Below are 16,450 nucleotides of genomic sequence, written 5' to 3' on the forward strand. Positions count from 1 at the left end.
GTACCGTCACAAAACGCATACGCGCTGGTCACGCGGTCACTCTTTTGGCCGTGTGACCCGTCACTTCCCGTTCGGTGTTCACCTCCCGTTCACCCTGACTAGGTGGGCTGTCCATTCTGGCTACCTACCTTCCGTAGCGAGCGGCGGCGTCCGTCGCGAACCGCTAATGCTTTCCGCAAGGTGGAGGACCAAGGTGAAGATCCAGCGGCACGGTGCCGTTCTCGGCCTCGTCGCGGCCAGCGCGCTGCTGCTCGGTGCGTGTGGCAGTGACAACAACGCGCCGGCGGGTGGCACGAACCCCTCGTCGAACGCCGCCTCCGTCCCGGTCGAGTGCGGTGGCAAGACCAAGCTCAACGCCGAGGGCTCCTCCGCGCAGAAGAACGCGGTCGACGCGTTCGTGCAGGCCTACCAGGCCGCCTGCCCCGGTGTGGACCTCGCGTACAACCCCTCGGGCTCCGGCGCGGGCGTGAAGAACTTCAACGCCGGCCAGGTCGACTTCGGCGGTTCGGACTCCGCGCTCAAGGACGGTGCCGAGACCACGGACGCAGCCAAGCGCTGCAAGGAGAACCCGGCCTGGAACCTGCCGCTGGTCTTCGGCCCCGTCGCCGTCGGCTACAAGGTCTCCGGTGTGGACAGCCTCGTGCTGGACCCCAAGACCATCGCCGCGATCTTCTCCGGCACGGTCAAGAAGTGGAACGACCCGGCCATCAAGGCGCTCAACGGATCCGCGACCCTGCCGGACAAGGACATCTCGGTCATCTACCGCTCGGACGAGTCGGGCACGACCGACAACTTCCAGAAGTACCTGAAGGTCGCCGGCGGCTGGACCAAGGGTGACGGCAAGCAGTTCAAGGGCGGTGTCGGCGAGGGCAAGGAGAAGTCCGCCGGTGTCGGCCAGGCCGTCGGCTCCATCGACGGTGCCATCACCTACGTCGAGTGGTCGTTCGCCCAGGACAACAAGCTCTCGATCGCCAAGATCGACTCCGGTGCCGGCGCTGTCGAGCTGACCGCCGAGTCGGCCGGCAAGGCCATCGACGGCGCGAAGGTCAAGGGCGAGGGCAACAACCTGGTCCTCGACCTCGACTCGATCTACGGCTCCAAGACCGCCGGTGCGTACCCGCTGCTGCTCGCGACCTACGAGATCGTGTGCTCGAAGGGCTACGACGCCGACACCGCGAAGGCCGTCAAGGCGTTCCTCACGGTTGCCGCCACCACCGGTCAGGCGCAGCTCGCCGACGCAGGCTACGTCCCGCTGCCCAAGGCGTTCCAGGACAAGCTCCTGACCGCCGTGAAGGCGATCGCCTGAGGTTGATGCGAGACTTCGACAAACGCTGACGCGATGAATGATCCCGTCGTGGCCAAGCGCCCCGCCGGCTCCGGTGCAGCCGGAGCCGAGCGGGGCGTTGCGGCTGCTCCCACCGCCTCGGAGGCTCCGATTCCCCCGACACCGGAAGCTCCAGTAACCGCCAAGGCACCTCACGTCCGGCCCGGTGACCGCATCTTCCGCGGCCTGGCGACGGGGTCCGGTGTCTTCATCGTCGTCCTCATCGGCGCGATCGGCCTGTTCCTGATCCTGCAGGCCATCCCGTCGCTCGGGCTGGACAACGTCAACTTCCTGACCAGTCGCGAGTGGAACACCACCGACCCGTCGAACCTGCGGTTCGGCATCCTCGACCTGACGCTCGTCACGGTCGTGGTCGCGCTGGTGGCCCTGCTGATCGCCATGCCGATCGCGCTGGGCATCGCGCTGTTCCTCACGCAGTACGCGCCGCGCAACCTCGCCCGGCCGTTCGCCTACGTCGTGGACCTGCTGGCGGCCGTGCCGTCGATCGTCTTCGGCCTCTGGGGCCTGTTCGTGCTCGGCCCCGTGCTCTTCCCGTTCTCCGAGTGGGTGATCGAGCACCTCGGCTGGATCCCGATCTTCGCCAAGGGCAACGTGAACGTGCAGCTCGGCGGCACCATCTTCACCGCGGGCATCGTCGTCGCGGTGATGATCCTGCCGATCATCACGGCCGTGAGCCGCGAGGTCTTCGAACGCACGCCCACCATGCACATCGAGGGCGCCATCGCGCTCGGCGCGACCAAGTGGGAGGTCGTGCGCACGACCGTCCTGCCGTTCGGCAAGGCCGGTTACGTCAGCGCCTCGATGCTCGGCCTCGGCCGCGCGCTCGGTGAGACCATCGCCGTCGCGATCATCCTGAGCACCGCCACCAGTTCGTTCGGCTGGTCGCTGTTCGACGGTGGCTCGACGTTCGCCTCGAAGATCGCGCTGGCAGCGCCCGAGTTCAACGACGCGCGCTCGGCCGGTGCCTACATCGCCGCCGGTCTGGTGCTGTTCGTGCTGACCTTCGTCGTGAACGCCATCGCGCGCTCGATCGTCGCCGGCCACAAGGAGTACGAGTGAGCACGAATCTCGCGGATCCCCAGCGCCTCGCGACGCCGCCGACGTTCCAGTCGGTCAGCGTGTCCCGCCGGATCAAGAACGGCATCGCCACCGGGCTCGTCTGGGGCGCGTTCCTGATCGCGATCATCCCGCTGGTGTGGGTGCTCTACACGGTGCTGCAGCGCGGCTTCCCGGTCATCCTCGACGGTGACTGGTGGCAGAAGTCGATGTCGGGCCTGCTGGCCCGGCAGCAGGGCGGCGGCGCGTACCACGCGATCTACGGCACGCTGGTCCAAGGCCTCGTCTGCGCCGTGATCTCCGTGCCGGTCGGCATCATGATCGCCATCTACCTCGTCGAGTACGGCGGCCGCTCCCGGCTGTCGAAGGCGACGACGTTCATGGTCGACATCCTGACCGGTGTCCCGTCGATCGTCGCGGCGCTGTTCGTCTACACGGTCTGGATCACGACCTTCGGCCTCGGCCGCAGCGCGTTCGCCGTGTCGCTCGCGCTGGTGCTGCTGATGGTGCCGGTCATCGTGCGCACCACGGAGGAAATGCTCAAGATCGTCCCGGACGAGCTGCGCGAGGCCTCCTACGCTCTGGGCATCCCGAAGTGGAAGACGATCGTCAAGATCGTCATCCCGACCGCGCTGTCCGGCATCCTGACCGGCATCATGCTGGCGCTCGCCCGCGTCATGGGTGAGACCGCGCCGGTGCTGGTGCTCGCGGCGTACGCGCCGTTCATCAACTACAACCTGTTCGACGGCCCCATGGCCTCGCTGCCGTTGATGATGGTGAACGAGCGCAACAACCCGACGGCGGCGGGCTTCGACCGCATCTGGGGCGCGGCGATCACGCTCGTCGTCCTCATCACCCTGTTCAACCTCCTGGCGACCGTGATCTCGCGGGCGCTGGCGCCGAAGACGAAGTGAGCGGGCGGACATGGCCAAGCGACTCGACATCAAGGACCTGAACCTCTTCTACGGCAAGTTCCACGCCGTGGAGAACGTCTCGCTCGCGGTGCCGCCGAAGAACGTGACCGCGTTCATCGGCCCCTCGGGTTGCGGCAAGTCGACCGTGCTGCGGTCGCTCAACCGCATGCACGAGGTCGCCCCCGGCGCCCGGTGCGAGGGCAAGGTGCTGCTCGACGGCGAGGACATCTACGCGTCCACTGTGGACCCGGTCGAGGTGCGCCGCACCATCGGCATGGTGTTCCAGCGGCCGAACCCGTTCCCCACGATGTCCATTCGCGACAACGTGGTGGCCGGCCTGCGGCTCTCGGGCGTGAAGGACAAGAAGAAGCTCGACGAGGTGGCGGAGCGCTCGCTGCGCGGCGCCAACCTCTGGAACGAGGTCAAGGACCGCCTCGACAAGCCCGGCGGCGGCCTCTCCGGTGGTCAGCAGCAGCGTCTGTGCATCGCGCGTGCCATCGCGGTGCAGCCCGACGTGCTGCTCATGGACGAGCCGTGCTCGGCCCTGGACCCGATCTCCACGCTGGCGATCGAGGACCTGATCACCGAGCTGAAGAAGGAGTACACGATCGTCATCGTGACTCACAACATGCAGCAGGCCGCGCGCGTGTCCGACCAGACCGCGTTCTTCAACCTGCTGGGTGTCGGTCAGCCCGGACAGCTGATCGAGGTGGACGACACGGAGAAGATCTTCTCCAACCCCAGCCAGAAGGCGACCGAGGACTACATCTCCGGCCGGTTCGGCTAAATCCGCGGGTTGGACTATCTTGCTGGCGTGAGCCCGCAAAGCAAGCCCCGCAAGAAGAAGCAAGGCAAGGCACCCGGCCGCAGGCCCGAGCAGCAGTCCCCGTACGGGGCGTTGCTCGAGTCGGCGGCCGCGCTGCGTTCGGAGTCCTGGTTGCTCGCGGACGCCTGGGCGAGCGAGCTCTACGCGACGCTCTGGCTCGCCGGCTCCGGCACCGACCCGCTGGTCGAGGCGCTGCAGAAGATGGACGACCCCGCGGCGCTCACCGCGTTGCGCGCGCTGGCCGGTGTGGGCTCCGAGGAGAACAGGACCGCCGCGTTCGCCGCCGCGGAAACCGTTGCGGCACGCGGTGTCGCCGAGCCGTCCTGGTACGTCGCCGGCACCGTGTCCGACTTCCGCGACGCCTTCCTCGTCACGAACCTGTTGGGGGACGTGGAGGTCGTCGCGATCACCCAGGAACGCGCGGGTGTCGGCGAGACCGTCCTGTTCATGCGTCAGCCGGTGCTCGGCGCCACCGCGATCGAGCTGTTCGCGACGCCGGCCGAGGGCACCGTGGCGTTGCTGGAGGACATGATCGCCTCCACGCCCGAGGCGTTCCGCGACGAGATCACGCCGTTGAGCGCCAGCGACGTCTACGACCGAGTGTGGCCGGACGTCGAGCAGTTCTGGGAGGACGGCCCTGACGAGGAGGCCGAGGAGGGCCTGATGGGCGAGGAGGACGTGCGGCACCCGGTGCAGCTCATCGCCCTCGCGGACGCCCGTGTGAGTGCCCTGGTGCCCAACGAGTACGAGATCCCCGCCATCAGTCCGGAAAGGACGGACGAGGTCGTCGGCGCGTTCCTGGCCTCAGAGCACGGGATCACGGACGTCGAGGCCGCACAGGCGTTCGCGCGGATCGTCGTTTCCGCCGCGGTGGAGCAGAACCGCGACCCCGTCGTCTACGGTCCGGCGTCGCTGACCGCCGTGCTGATCCTCAACGTGGCGGCGAAGTTGCACGTGAGCGACGCGGATCTGGCGCTGCTGCCCGAGATCGTGCGGGCGTGGGCCTACTTCACCGTGGACGCACGGGACCTGCCGCGCGACGAGGCACGGGCGGTGTGGGACGAAGAACTGCCCACCGTGCTCGCCGAGTTCTCCGAGGCCTACGCCGATCCGGAGCTGGTGGCAGAGCGCGATGGGCAGTTTCGCTGATTCCTGAAGGGGCTCAGAGGTTCTCGTCGTCGCCGTAGCCGGGCATCCGGCCGGTGACGACGAAGACCGTGCGCTTGGCGACCGACACGGCGTGGTCGCCGTAGCGCTCGTAGAAACGGCCCAGCAGCGTCACGTCCACCGCCGCGGCGACGCCGTGCTGCCAGTCCTTGTCCATGATCACGGAGAACAGGTGGCGGTGGATGTCGTCCATCGCGTCGTCCTCGTCCTCGAGGCTGCGCGCGCGGGCGACGTCCTTCTCGCGGATGATCGACGCCGCCTCGTTCGCGAGCTTGACCGCGATGCGGCCCATCTCGGAGAAGTACGGCTGCACGTCCTCCGGCAGCGCGGACGCCGGGTGCCGGCGCCGCGCGGCCTTGGCCACGTGCAGCGCCAGGTCGCCCATGCGCTCGACGCTTTCGGCGGCGTGGATCACCGCGAGCACCGTGCGCAGGTCGGTCGCGACCGGTGCCTGCAACGCGAGCAGCGCGTACGACTGCTCCTCGATGCTGGAGCGGACGTCGTCGACCTTCTGGTCGCCGCTGATGACCTGCTCGGCCAGGCCGAGGTCGGCCTGCAGCAGTGCCGTGGTCGCGTTCTGCATCGCCTCAGCGACCATGCCGGTCATGTCGGCCAGTCGTTCGGCGAGCTCTTCTAGAGAGTCGTGGTAGGCCTCGCGCATGGCGTTCAGCCTACGTCCCGACCATCGCGGCAGCGACATGCCAGCATGAACCGCAGGTGAACCCCAGGCGAATCACTTCGCTGCGCAGGGGTCCTGTGCCGCGTTCACAATGGACAGACCGTCGCCAGGCTGACCAGCGGCCTGACCCTGCGGAGTGCCCTGCTGGGTACCCGCCTTGGGTGCCTGGATCTTCTCGTCGAAGTTCGCGCCGATCGTCAGCTGGACCGCTCCGCCCATCTCGGGCGCCTCGACCAGTTCCGCGCTGGGCACGGCCGCCTTGAGCGTCGCGGCCTTGTTCTCGTTGCCCTTCGCGAACTTGATGATCGTCTTGGGTGCGTTCTCCGTGGCGTTGCCGCGCTGGGCGATCTTGAAACCCTGCTGCTCCAACGCGTTCGACGTCCTGGCGACCGCGCCGCCGTTGGTCGGGTCCCCGTTGAGCACCTGGATGGTGACGTCCTTGGGGTCGATCACCGTGCCGGGCTGCTGCGCGGGAGCGTTGGTCTCGCCGGGCTTTCCTTCGACCGGCTTCTCCTGCGGCAGTGGCGTTCCGTCGATGATCGTCTGGAACAACGCCTTGACGTCGTCGTCCTTGAGCCGCTCGATGTTGTCGTCGTTCGACTTCGTCGGGCCCTCGTCGGTCCAGTGCGGCATCGTCACGAACGAGACGCGGCCGGCGTCGAGGCTCTGCAAGGAGTTCGCGAGCTCCAGCAACTGCGCCACACCGACGTTGTCACCGACGGTGGACTTGGTGAGCGCGTTGATGAAGTTGTTGAGCTTGGTCGGGCTCAGCAGGACCTCGTTCGACAGCGCCTGACGCAGCATCGCCGACAGGAAACCCTGCTGCCGCTTGATCCGGTCGAAGTCCGTGCCGCTGTCGCCCTGGGCCTGGACCTTGCGAGCGCGCACGTACTGCAGCGCCTGGTCACCCTTGAGCGTGTACTTGCCCGGCTTCTCGAGGATGACACCGAGCTCGTCGTCCTTGATCGCGGTCGGCGAGCAGATCTCCACGCCGCCGATCGCGGTCGACATCTCGCGGAAGCCGACGAAGTCGATGCTGACGAAGTGGTTGATGTTGAGGCCGGTCAGCTGGGTCATCAGGTTCGCGACGCACTCGGGTCCACCGTCGTTGTAGACGGAGTTCGCCATGACCTCTTTCTCCGGCGCCAACGGGCCCGCGTACTGCGCGTTGTCCGGGTTCCACGCACGGCACGCGGGACGGTCGACGCGCACGTCGCGCGGCAGCGACACGATGACCATGCGCTTCCGGTCGGCGGGGATGTGCGCGAGCATGATCACGTCCGACCGCGCGCCACCCTCCTGCGCCTGGGTGCCGACGTTGTCACCCGCCTTGGCACCGGCCCTGGTGTCCGAACCGACCAGCAGGAAGTTCTCGTCACCGAGCTGCTTCTCGGCCTGGAGCACGGCCTGGGAGTTGCCGCCCAGCGCCTGGGTCTTCTGGATCTTGGAGTCGGCCCACTGCATCGCGGCCCAGCCGATGCCCGTCGACGCGAACACGACGGCCGCGGCGGCGATCGCGCCGATCCGGCCGGCGCGCATCAGCTTGCGCTGCTGCGGCGTGCGACCAGGAGTGCGCTGCACACCGGCTTCCTCACCGAGGACGACCGGCTCGGCGAACTGGGTCGCCTCGTCGACGAGGTCGTCCTCGTCGCCGTCCTTGACCCACGGCATGAGCTTGGCGCGCCGTTCCTTGCGCTGGCGCTCCTGCTCGAGCAGTTCGTCGTGCACCGCGGAGAACCGCGCGAGAGTGTGGTCGACCTCGCGACGCTTCTTGACGTCGTCGCCGATGGCCTCCATCTCGGTGGTGAGGCTCAACGGGTCCATGTCTTCGCGCTTCTCGACCTTGGCCACACCCGCCGCCGAGGCGATCTGGGTGGCTTCAGGGCCGGGCGCGTCGGCCTTGGGCTCGTCCACGGGCTCGGCGCCGAGCCGGCCCGCGAGGCCACCGGGAATCGGCCGCGGGCCACTGGACTCCGCCCTGGGGGGCATCGGCCGGGGACCGCTCGACTCCGCGCGCGACGGCATCGGCTGCCTGCCGGTCACGTCCCCGTTCGGGGGCATGGGGCGGCGGCCGGTGTTCTCCGGGCCCTCGCCGGGGACGGGAGGACGCGGAATGCCGTTGGAGGACGGTGCCTCGCCCGCCAGGAGGCGGCGCGGCGCGGGACCGTCCGGCGCCCCACCTGGAACGGGCGGGCGCTTGAGACCGGTGGGCTGCGAGATCTCGCCGGGTGCCGGTGGGCGCGGGATGCCGTTGGACGACGGGGCGTCGCCCGGCGGGAGCCTGCGCGGCGGTGCCCCGTTGACGTCGGGTCCCGGCCGGCGGACCGTGCCGGCGGGCATGCCGTTCGCCTCGGGCACACCAGGCGCCGGACGCCGGGGAATGCCGTTCGAGGACGGCGCGTCACCAGGAGGCATGCGCCTCGGGTCGCCGGGAGCCGGCGGCCTGGGCATGCCGTTCGAGGTGGCGTCGGGCGCCGGTGGGCGCGGGATGCCGTTGGACGACGGAGCGTCGCCGGGGGCGAGCCTGCGCTGCGGAGCGCCGTTGGGCGGCATCTCGTTCGGCGCGGGACGCCGGACCTGGCCGCTCGGCGGTTCGCCGGGGACCGGACGGCGCTGCATGCCCGTCGCGTCGGGCCGCGGCCGCTGGCCGGTCTGCTCGACCCGGTAGGCACCGCTCTGTTCCGGATTCGGGATCGGAATCTGGGCAGGCCTCGGCCGTGGACCGGTCTGCTCACCTGGAGCGGGACGCGGGCGTGCCGGGGGCTGCTGAACGCCGTTGGGCTCGGGCGGAACGTCCGCCCTGCGCCGCCTGCCGGTCTGGTCGGCGGTGAAGTTCTGCGGGGCAGCCTGCTCAGGCCGCGGGCGCGTACCCGTCTGCTCACCAGGCCGGTGAGCTGCGGGTGGCTGCTGCCGCGGTGCCTGTGGAGGCTGCTGGGGCTGCGGTGGCTGGTGCACCGGCGGATCAGGCAGAGCACGCCTGCCGGTCGGCGCGGGTGGGTCGGGCAGGGCACGCCTGCCTGTCGTGGGTTCGTCGGGCGAGCCTGGCGGGACGGGTCGGGGGATGTTCGTCCTGCTGTGCTGCTCGATGAGGTCCGAGACGCTCAGGCCCCCAGAGCCTTCCATCGAGCGACGTCTACGGCCGGTCGGCTGGTCGTGCTGGGGATCCTGATCACCACGGGAAGAGGGGCCGCCACGTCGGGGGTCGTCGGGCACCCAATCTCCCTTCTGGGTCAGAAGCAAAAGCGGTTCGTCATTACGAAAGGACGTCGACCGGGACACAAGGGTTGCATCACCGGCGTGTCAGTTGCGCCCGCGATACTACGGATGTAGGCCACTTCTGACGACCACTCCGGGTGATAGAGCTGCGATCTGTACGCGATTACGAGCAGTCTGCTTGCCCTGAACGGGTGAGCCAGGTCACTCAGTAGTAACCGAGAACACGTGTCTCAGTGATCGCACGCCTGCCCGCGGCAGCACCTGCGAGGCGAACCCGTCCGTCGGCACGGTACGCCACCGCGTTGCGTCCCGACTGCTTGGCTGTGTACAGGAGGCTGTCGGCGCGGAGCAACTGCTGCTCGGCGCTGACCGCCGGCCGCTGCGGCGCCTCGTCCGCGGGCGGCTCGTACGCGAGGCCCGCGCTGACGGTCACGCGCAGCCCTGGCGCGATCTCCTGCCACGGGTGACGCTCGACACGTTCCCGGGCGTTCTCGACGATCTCCAGGGCGCTGGAGGCGTCTACGCGGGGCAGCACGAGCACGAACTCCTCGCCGCCGTAGCGGGCGCAGAAGGCGCCCTCGGGCAGGCCTTGCTGGAGCATCTCGACCACGCGCTGCAGCACCCGGTCGCCGAGGATGTGGCCGAAGGTGTCGTTGACCTGCTTGAACCAGTCGAGGTCGATCAGCGCGATGGCGAGCCCGTGCCGGCACGCTCCGTGCTCGGTCAGCAGGTCCATCAGCCGTTGGTCGAGGTAACGGCGGTTGTAGGAGTCGGTGAGGCTGTCGCGCAGGCTCTGTTCGCGCGCCTCGGCGTGCTCCCGGCGCAGCAGCTCGACCTCGCGGCGCAGCTGTTCCGGAACGTGCGGCTCCTCGACCTGGTCCGCGTGGACGAGGTCGAGCGCGGAACGCAGGTGCTGGTACGCCTGGCGCCACTGGCCGCGGGAGGCGAGCAACGTCGCGATGGACTCGTGCAGCCCCACAAGGCCAGGACCCTGCTTGTCGGCTGGGGCGTCGGCCTGCTGGGTCTCTGCGGTTTCGGGTCGCAGCGCGGTCATCGCGGTCACCTCCTTACTTGGCAGGTGTCGTCCCTTGGGAGGCGGTGCTTGAGCTACAAGGACACGTGGGGGTGGGATTTCCCCCGTCCGGTTGACCGTCAGCTGCTCCGATCCAGTGAGCTTGGAAGATCAACAACCCGCTCAGCCACCGAAGCAGGGCGCGAACCCGTACACCTCGTCGTCCAGGAGCACGACGTGCAGTGAGCCGATCTGGCTGCCGATCGCCTGATCCTGCTGCCGCAGCGTGATCGTGACGGCGACGACGTACACGTCGCCACGCGGATGGGCCTTCTCCCCAGGTGGTGCCCAGTCGGCGTCCATCCGCAGCGTGGTCCACGTGGGCTCGACCTTGATCGTCGCGCCGCGCAGGTCGCACGCCTTCTGCCGGAAGTCCGGGTGCTGCGTGTCCTTCAGGAGTTGTGCCTGTTTGGACGCGCTCTCGTCACCGGCCTTGTTGACCTGGGCGTAGTACTCCTTGAACTTGGCGCGGTCGCCGTCGGACAGCCGGACCGGCTTCGCGGAGCCCGCGACCGGACCGCCACAGCCCGCGACCAGCGCGAGCGAGGCCAGGAGGACCGCGACGCGTTCAGCCACCGGAGTGCATCACGTCCGCACCGGAGGGCACCGTGGCGTCCTCCGGGTCGTCCAGCCAGCCCTCGGGCAGCACGACCTTCGCCGACGAGCCCTGCCTGCCGCGCGGCCCCTCGGCGTTCTCGGGGAACGGCACCGACCGGTCGAGCGTGCCGATGAGGTCGTCCAGCTCCTGCAGGCTCGACACCATCGCGAACGCCCGCCGCGTGTCGCCGCCGACCGGGAAGCCGTGCCAGTACCAGGCCATGTGCTTGCGCAGGTCGCGCAGCCCCTTGTGCTCGCCGTCGTGCGCCGCGAGCAGCTCGGCGTGCCTGCGCAGCACGTCGGCGACCTCGCCGAGGCTCGGACCCTCGGGGACCGGCTCACCGCGGAACGCCGCCTGCAGGTCCCGGAACAGCCACGGCCGGCCGAGACAACCGCGCCCGACGACCACGCCGTCGCACCCGGTCTCGGCGACCATGTCGAGCGCGTCCTGGGCGCTGAAGATGTCGCCGTTGCCCAGCACCGGAATGCTGGTCACGGCCTCCTTGAGCCGCGCGATGGCCGTCCAGTCGGCCTTGCCGGAGTACCGCTGCGACGCCGTGCGCGCGTGCAGTGCCACGGCCTGTGCGCCCTCGTCCTGCGCGATACGTCCCGCGTCGAGGTACGTCAGGTGGTCGTCGTCGATGCCGATGCGGAACTTCACGGTCACCGGCATGTCCCCGGCGTTGCGCACCGCGGCCCGCACGATCTGCCGGAACAGCTCGCGCTTGTACGGCAGCGCCGCGCCACCGCCCTTGCGCGTCACCTTGGGCACCGGACAACCGAAGTTCATGTCCATGTGGTCGGCGAGGTTCTCGTCCACGATCATCTTCGTGGCCTCTCCGACGTTGCGCGGATCCACGCCGTAGAGCTGCATCGACCGGGGGCTCTCCCCCTCGTCGAACGTGATCATGTGCATGGTCATCGCGTCGCGTTCCACGAGGGCGCGGGCGGTGATCATCTCGCAGACGTAGAGCCCGGCCCCGTACTGACGGCACAGCTGCCGGAACGCCACGTTGGTGATGCCGGCCATGGGGGCCAGCACAACGGGCGGGTCGACGGCGAACGGGCCGATCTTCAGCGTGGAGGGAACGGACACGCCCTTCAGGTTACGGCACTGACCTGCCGTGATCTTCACCGAGAGTGACCGTGAAGGCGTCCAGGACGGCGACCTGGTGGCGACGTTCGTCACGTTCGCCGTTGGTCCACCGGTGGCCGTTCGCGCATTCCCACTGCGGATCGGTGCCGTCGCCCAGCTTGAAGCACCCGTCGGGTGCGAACAACCCGGCTCCCTTCCCCTCGAACCGCGGGTTGGCCAACGTCCCGTACGCGATCGGGATCGCCCTGGCCTCGCAGGTCGGGCACGACACCTCGACCGGCTTGGCCAGCTGCCTGGTCAGCGCGTCGAAGGTCTCCTGGTCGAACGCCACGAACCGGATCTCCTCGATGATCGCCAGCGAGCGGATCGTCAGCGCGGCGATCTCCGCCGCCCGTTCGACGGGGAAGCCGTAGACGCCGGTCGCGATGGCGGGGAAGGCGATGCTCTCGGCTTCGAGCTCCTCCGCGAGCAGGAGCGAGTTGAGGTAGCAGCTCGTGAGCACCAGGTCCTCGCCCTGCTCGCCGTCCTCCCAGACCGGCCCGACCGTGTGGATCACGTGCCTGACCGGCGCCAGGTCGAACGCCGGTGTGGCCACGGCCTGGCCCGGTTCGCACGGCGCCAGTTTCGACCCCGCCTCCGCGAGCCTCGGCCCGGCCGCGCGGTGGATCGCACCGTCCACCCCGCCCCCGCCGAGCAACGACTCGTTAGCCGCCGTGACGATGACGTCAACTCTTTGTTGCGTGATGTCGCCGAGCACAACCTCGATCGTCCCCATGCTGACCAGCGTGGCAGCGAATTCCTTGCGGTATCGCGGACTTCACTGAGCGCGAACACCCCCGGTGCCCCGATCGGGTGTCAGGGCCTTCTGCCAACATGCCCTTGGAGGTGGCCTAGCTCATGGGGGCGGTTGCACTGATCAGGTCCGGGTTCGAGCGGTTCTTCGTCGACGGACCGGTGGGCAAGCAGACCGGTGGTGGCGAACAGCAGGTCATCGCCGTGCAGCAGGTCGGTGAGCTGGCCTTGCCGACCGGCAGACTCGTGGCGGCCGACCCGTTCGTGGTGTGGCCGGAGGACGCGGAGTCGTTCACCGACGAGGTCGAGCCGGGCACGTACCCGGTGTCGGTCTCGCTGGTCTCGTACATCGACGAGGACGGTGAGCCCGACCTGCGGCAGGGCTACCGCGTCGCGGCCGCCAGGGTGACCGTGAAGGACGAGCCCGCCTATTCGTGGCGGCCGGCGGTCGTGCCCGGCGAGCACGTGCCGATGCTGCCGATGCTGCCGATGATGCCCGAGTTCGGCTACGAGGTGAAGTCGAGCACCGGCGCCTTCTTCGACATCGCCGCCGCTTCGGCGCTGGACCGCCTGACCGGCGACGACCACCTGGGCAACTGCGCCCTGATCGACGCGCTCGGCGAGGTGGGCGGCGGCCGTGGCCCCGCCAGCGTGACCGACGCCCGCACCGGCCTGAACGTCGTGGCGTTCTCGACCGGCTGGGGCGACGGCGTCTACCCGACCTGGGTCGGCCGCAACACCGCGGGCGAGCCGGTCGCGTTCGTCACTGATTTTTTTGTGATCAACCGGGTCTAGAACTCGACGTTCGCGCACGCCAGTCGTGGCCCGGCGGTGCCTGCCTCGCCGGGCTTGGTGTGCGTGTGCTCGTTGTGCAGCACCACGGACTGCGCGTGCCGTTCGGTGAACTGCCAGTCCACAGTGGACTCGGTGTGGGCGAACCCGCGGCCGTCGGTGTGCACGTCGAGCCAGATCTCGTTGCGGGGGTTGGCATAGGCCGGGTCGACGGACGGCTGGACCGGGTCGGCGACGTTCTGGAAGTGCGGCCCTGAATCGGCAGGAGCCGCACCACACTTCTTCACGTGGACGTGCGCGCCGTAAGCCCGGTGCGGCTGCAATCCGTTCAACACCAACAACACCGTCGTGCCGCCAGTGACCGTCGGTACTCCGACGACGGTGACCTTGGCTCCGGCCGGGACCTTCGCGTCGTACGTGACGGCCTTCGCCGTGGCGTTGTAGCTCTCGAACTTCGCGGACGTGTGAGCCACCCTCGCGGGTTCGGCGTGCGCGGTTCCGGTGAACACGAGCGCGGCGGCGACCGCGACTGCAAGCGTCTTCATGGATCACCTGCTTAGTGCCAACGGCCCAGCTCCGCCATTTTTCGGCGTTTCAACTGCTCAGATGCGGGTACGCGAGCGTGGTGAGCGAAGCCGAGGAATCTCGCCAGCGCAGACTCGCCCGCAACGTGAACGAGCTGCTCCAGGAGCTGCGCGTGGCCCAGGCCGGCGTGCAGATCCTGTTCGGTTTCCTGCTCTCCATCGCGTTCACCGACAAGTACACGACCGTGGGTGGCTACATCCGCGTCACCCACCTCGTCACGGTGCTGTGCGCGGCGGCGGCCGTCGCCTTCCTCACCGCTCCGGCCGCGTGGCACCGAGTCCTGTTCCGCCAGGGCCGCCGCGAGGACGTGGTCCGCTACGGCAACACGTCCGCCCTGGTGGGCCTGGCCTTCCTGGCCCTGGCGATGACCGGCACCGTCCTGCTGCTCGCCGAGGTGGTCCTGGGCGGCTGGCCCGCGATCGTGGTCGGCGTGCTGGCGTTCGTCGTCTTCACCGGCCTCTGGTTCGCGGTGCCGTTCGCCTCATCCGAGCGTGCTCAGAACCGCGAGCGCGCCTAGCCCGAGCGCCACCGGCACCGCCGTCAGCACGTTCTTCCGCGTCGGCCGAGGCTGCTCGCGCAACACCAGAACCCCCAGCGGCACCAACGCGACGCACAACCCGGCCGTGCCGACGATCGACAGCACCTCGGTCCCCTTCAGGACTCCGAGCGGCAACAACCCCATGGTCGCCAGCGCCACCGACCTGACCTTGCCGAGCACCCCGGACCGGTACGCCCCGAAGGCCAGCACGAACCAGCCGAACATGATCGTGAAGGACAGGAAGCTGAACAGGTGCAGCTCTCCGTACCCCTTCGCCACCAGGTCCGTCGCCCCTTCGACCCCCAACTGCCTGGTGGCGCTGAACGCCGCCTGATCGACCCCGGCGTGAAAGGTCCGCTCGAACAACCCGACCGTCACCAGCATCCCGCCCCAGGCCGCCCACCTGGGGCTGCCGGTCCCCATCCGCTGCACCAGGCAGGCGACCGCCGCCCACATCACGACGTTCCCGGCCAGAAACGCCGTGTAGGCCGCCCGCATCAACTCCGGATGCTCGGCCACCGCCTTCAACTGGTCGGGGAAGAAGAAGTTGAACGGCGACCGCAACAGCGTGCCCACCAGCAACAGCACCGGCCCCACGACGAGAGCCGTGCCACCAACCCACCCGTTCGGAAACCTCATGGTCGTTGACGCTGCCAGCGCCGCGACCGCCTGTGATCGGCCCGTGGTCCGACCCCGCCCTCAGCCCGTGGTCCGAGCCTCGGTGAAGATCCTGTGCGCCAACGGCTCGCCGAGCACGCTGTTGGTCAGCACGGCCACCGCGACCCCGGCGTCTGGTGCCACGCGCAGGAAAGCCTTCTGCCCCTTCGAAACCCCGGTGTGTCCGACCACGCCGTCCCGGTGCAGCATCCATCCGAGCCCCCAGCCGATCACCCCGATCCCGAGGTCGGGCACGGCGTCGACCTGGGTCTCCCGCAACACCGCGAGCTTCGGGTCGTCGAGGTGCAGCCGCACGAACTCCAGCAGCTCACGCGCGCTCATCGCGAAATGCGACCCGCTCGGTGCCGTGCCGTAAGCGACCGCCCACTCGGTGACCGGCGATCCGTCCTCGTGGTGCCCGACCGCGGCCCGGTGGAAGATCGCCTCGTCCGCGTCGGTGGCAACGGCCCGCAATCCCAGCGGCGTCACCAGTCGTTCGCGCAGCACGTCGTGGAACTGCCGGCCGCGCAACACCTCCACCAGCCTGCCCAGCACCACGAACCCGCTGTTGGAGTACGAAAAAGCAGTGCCAGGTGGAACGGGGTGCTCCTCCGCCGCGATGGCGTCCGCGAACCTCTCGATCGCGTCGCCGTTGCGCCCGGTGTCGAAGAAGTGGTTGGCGGCGATTCCGCCCATGTGCGTGAGGAGATGACGAGCCGTGAGCGAAGCGGTGAACCCAGGCAGGTGGCGGCAGATCGGACGATCGAGATCCAGCAGCCCCTCGTCCACCAGTTGCTGCACGAGCGTGGCCGTCCAGATCTTGGTGATCGAACCGACCTTGAACACCGAGTCGTTCGTCACCTCGACCTGAGTGTGCGCGCTCAGCACGCCCGCGGCCTCGTCCCGTATCTCCCCGCCGGCCAGCACGGCCACCTGAGCACCTGGAACGTCGTACTCGGCGATCAGTTCGCCCAGCTTCAACCCCATCCCGAAAAAACTACGGACCGGCATGTCGATTCGCGGTCTGGCCCTTCGACGTACAGGTAGACGGACGAGAAACCGGGTGAGACCGGGGCGGCGATGAGGAAGACTCGGGTGTACCGATGAGTTCCTACAGC

Annotated in this window: 16 protein-coding genes; 7 read left to right on the plus strand and 9 right to left on the minus strand. The window is 68.9% G+C overall.

Annotated elements, in window-relative coordinates:
* The first annotated feature begins 193 nt into the window (after positions 1–193).
* Genes pstS through ACIQF0_RS20740 form a run of 5 tightly spaced genes read left to right on the plus strand, consistent with a single transcriptional unit; the run spans position 194 to position 5,290 of the window.
* Complete coding sequence (gene pstS / locus ACIQF0_RS20720; RefSeq protein ID WP_360045432.1) at positions 194–1,306, plus strand: phosphate ABC transporter substrate-binding protein PstS; 1,113 nt, start codon at positions 194–196, stop codon at positions 1,304–1,306.
* Positions 1,307–1,339: 33 nt separating this feature from the next.
* Positions 1,340–2,404, plus strand: coding sequence for a phosphate ABC transporter permease subunit PstC (pstC, locus tag ACIQF0_RS20725; RefSeq protein WP_401031386.1), 1,065 nt, complete (start codon positions 1,340–1,342; stop codon positions 2,402–2,404).
* Positions 2,401–3,315 (plus strand): phosphate ABC transporter permease PstA, encoded by a 915-nt coding sequence (pstA, locus tag ACIQF0_RS20730; RefSeq protein ID WP_401031388.1) that lies wholly within the window; start codon positions 2,401–2,403, stop codon positions 3,313–3,315. Before pstC ends, pstA begins: the two co-directional genes overlap by 4 nt.
* Positions 3,316–3,325: 10 nt before the next feature.
* On the plus strand, positions 3,326–4,102 hold the full coding sequence (gene pstB, locus ACIQF0_RS20735) for a phosphate ABC transporter ATP-binding protein PstB (RefSeq protein ID WP_319976685.1): 777 nt from the start codon (positions 3,326–3,328) through the stop codon (positions 4,100–4,102).
* 27 nt (positions 4,103–4,129) lie between these two features.
* Complete coding sequence (locus tag ACIQF0_RS20740) at positions 4,130–5,290, plus strand: hypothetical protein (RefSeq protein ID WP_401031391.1); 1,161 nt, start codon at positions 4,130–4,132, stop codon at positions 5,288–5,290.
* Between the two features lie 13 nt (positions 5,291–5,303).
* Here ACIQF0_RS20740 and phoU read toward each other — a convergent pair whose 3' ends face one another.
* From phoU to ACIQF0_RS20770, 6 genes are all read right to left on the minus strand, one after another.
* A complete protein-coding gene (gene phoU, locus ACIQF0_RS20745; protein ID WP_360045423.1) occupies positions 5,304–5,969 on the minus strand; it encodes a phosphate signaling complex protein PhoU in 666 nt (221 codons plus the stop codon).
* A gap of 72 nt (positions 5,970–6,041) precedes the next feature.
* A complete protein-coding gene (locus ACIQF0_RS20750; RefSeq protein ID WP_401031393.1) occupies positions 6,042–9,110 on the minus strand; it encodes an LCP family protein in 3,069 nt (1,022 codons plus the stop codon).
* Between the two features lie 298 nt (positions 9,111–9,408).
* Entirely contained in the window at positions 9,409–10,257 is an 849-nt protein-coding gene (locus ACIQF0_RS20755; RefSeq protein WP_401031395.1) for a GGDEF domain-containing protein, read from the minus strand.
* A 141-nt stretch (positions 10,258–10,398) separates the two neighbouring features.
* Positions 10,399–10,851, minus strand: a complete 453-nt coding sequence (locus ACIQF0_RS20760; RefSeq protein WP_401031397.1) for a hypothetical protein — start codon at positions 10,849–10,851, stop codon at positions 10,399–10,401.
* Entirely contained in the window at positions 10,844–11,968 is a 1,125-nt protein-coding gene (gene dusB / locus ACIQF0_RS20765) for a tRNA dihydrouridine synthase DusB (protein ID WP_401031399.1), read from the minus strand. The genes ACIQF0_RS20760 and dusB overlap by 8 nt, the downstream gene beginning before the upstream one ends.
* A 10-nt stretch (positions 11,969–11,978) precedes the next feature.
* The gene (locus ACIQF0_RS20770; protein WP_401031400.1) at positions 11,979–12,743 is read right to left on the minus strand and encodes a macro domain-containing protein; all 765 of its coding nucleotides are present in this window, start codon (positions 12,741–12,743) and stop codon (positions 11,979–11,981) included.
* Between the two features lie 122 nt (positions 12,744–12,865).
* On the opposite strand from ACIQF0_RS20770, the gene ACIQF0_RS20775 reads away from it, so the two are divergent.
* A complete protein-coding gene (locus ACIQF0_RS20775) occupies positions 12,866–13,555 on the plus strand; it encodes a DUF4241 domain-containing protein (RefSeq protein ID WP_401031402.1) in 690 nt (229 codons plus the stop codon).
* On the opposite strand, the gene ACIQF0_RS20780 is transcribed toward ACIQF0_RS20775, so the two are convergent.
* On the minus strand, positions 13,552–14,097 hold the full coding sequence (locus tag ACIQF0_RS20780) for a superoxide dismutase (protein WP_401031403.1): 546 nt from the start codon (positions 14,095–14,097) through the stop codon (positions 13,552–13,554). The genes ACIQF0_RS20775 and ACIQF0_RS20780 overlap by 4 nt on opposite strands.
* Before the next feature lie 80 nt (positions 14,098–14,177).
* Here ACIQF0_RS20780 and ACIQF0_RS20785 point away from each other — a divergent pair, with 80 nt between their 5' ends.
* Positions 14,178–14,654 (plus strand): DUF6328 family protein, encoded by a 477-nt coding sequence (locus tag ACIQF0_RS20785; protein ID WP_401031405.1) that lies wholly within the window; start codon positions 14,178–14,180, stop codon positions 14,652–14,654.
* Here ACIQF0_RS20785 and ACIQF0_RS20790 read toward each other — a convergent pair.
* Both ACIQF0_RS20790 and ACIQF0_RS20795 read right to left on the minus strand, forming a co-directional pair.
* Positions 14,619–15,314: a hypothetical protein gene (locus ACIQF0_RS20790; RefSeq protein WP_401031407.1), complete on the minus strand. Its 696-nt coding sequence runs from the start codon at positions 15,312–15,314 to the stop codon at positions 14,619–14,621. The two genes, ACIQF0_RS20785 and ACIQF0_RS20790, sit on opposite strands and share 36 nt — an antisense overlap.
* Before the next feature lie 60 nt (positions 15,315–15,374).
* Positions 15,375–16,319, minus strand: coding sequence for a serine hydrolase domain-containing protein (locus ACIQF0_RS20795; protein ID WP_401031408.1), 945 nt, complete (start codon positions 16,317–16,319; stop codon positions 15,375–15,377).
* Positions 16,320–16,450: the final 131 nt, after the last annotated feature.

This window comes from Lentzea sp. NPDC092896 (genome assembly GCF_044754905.1).
In the GTDB taxonomy this organism is placed as follows: domain Bacteria; phylum Actinomycetota; class Actinomycetes; order Mycobacteriales; family Pseudonocardiaceae; genus Lentzea.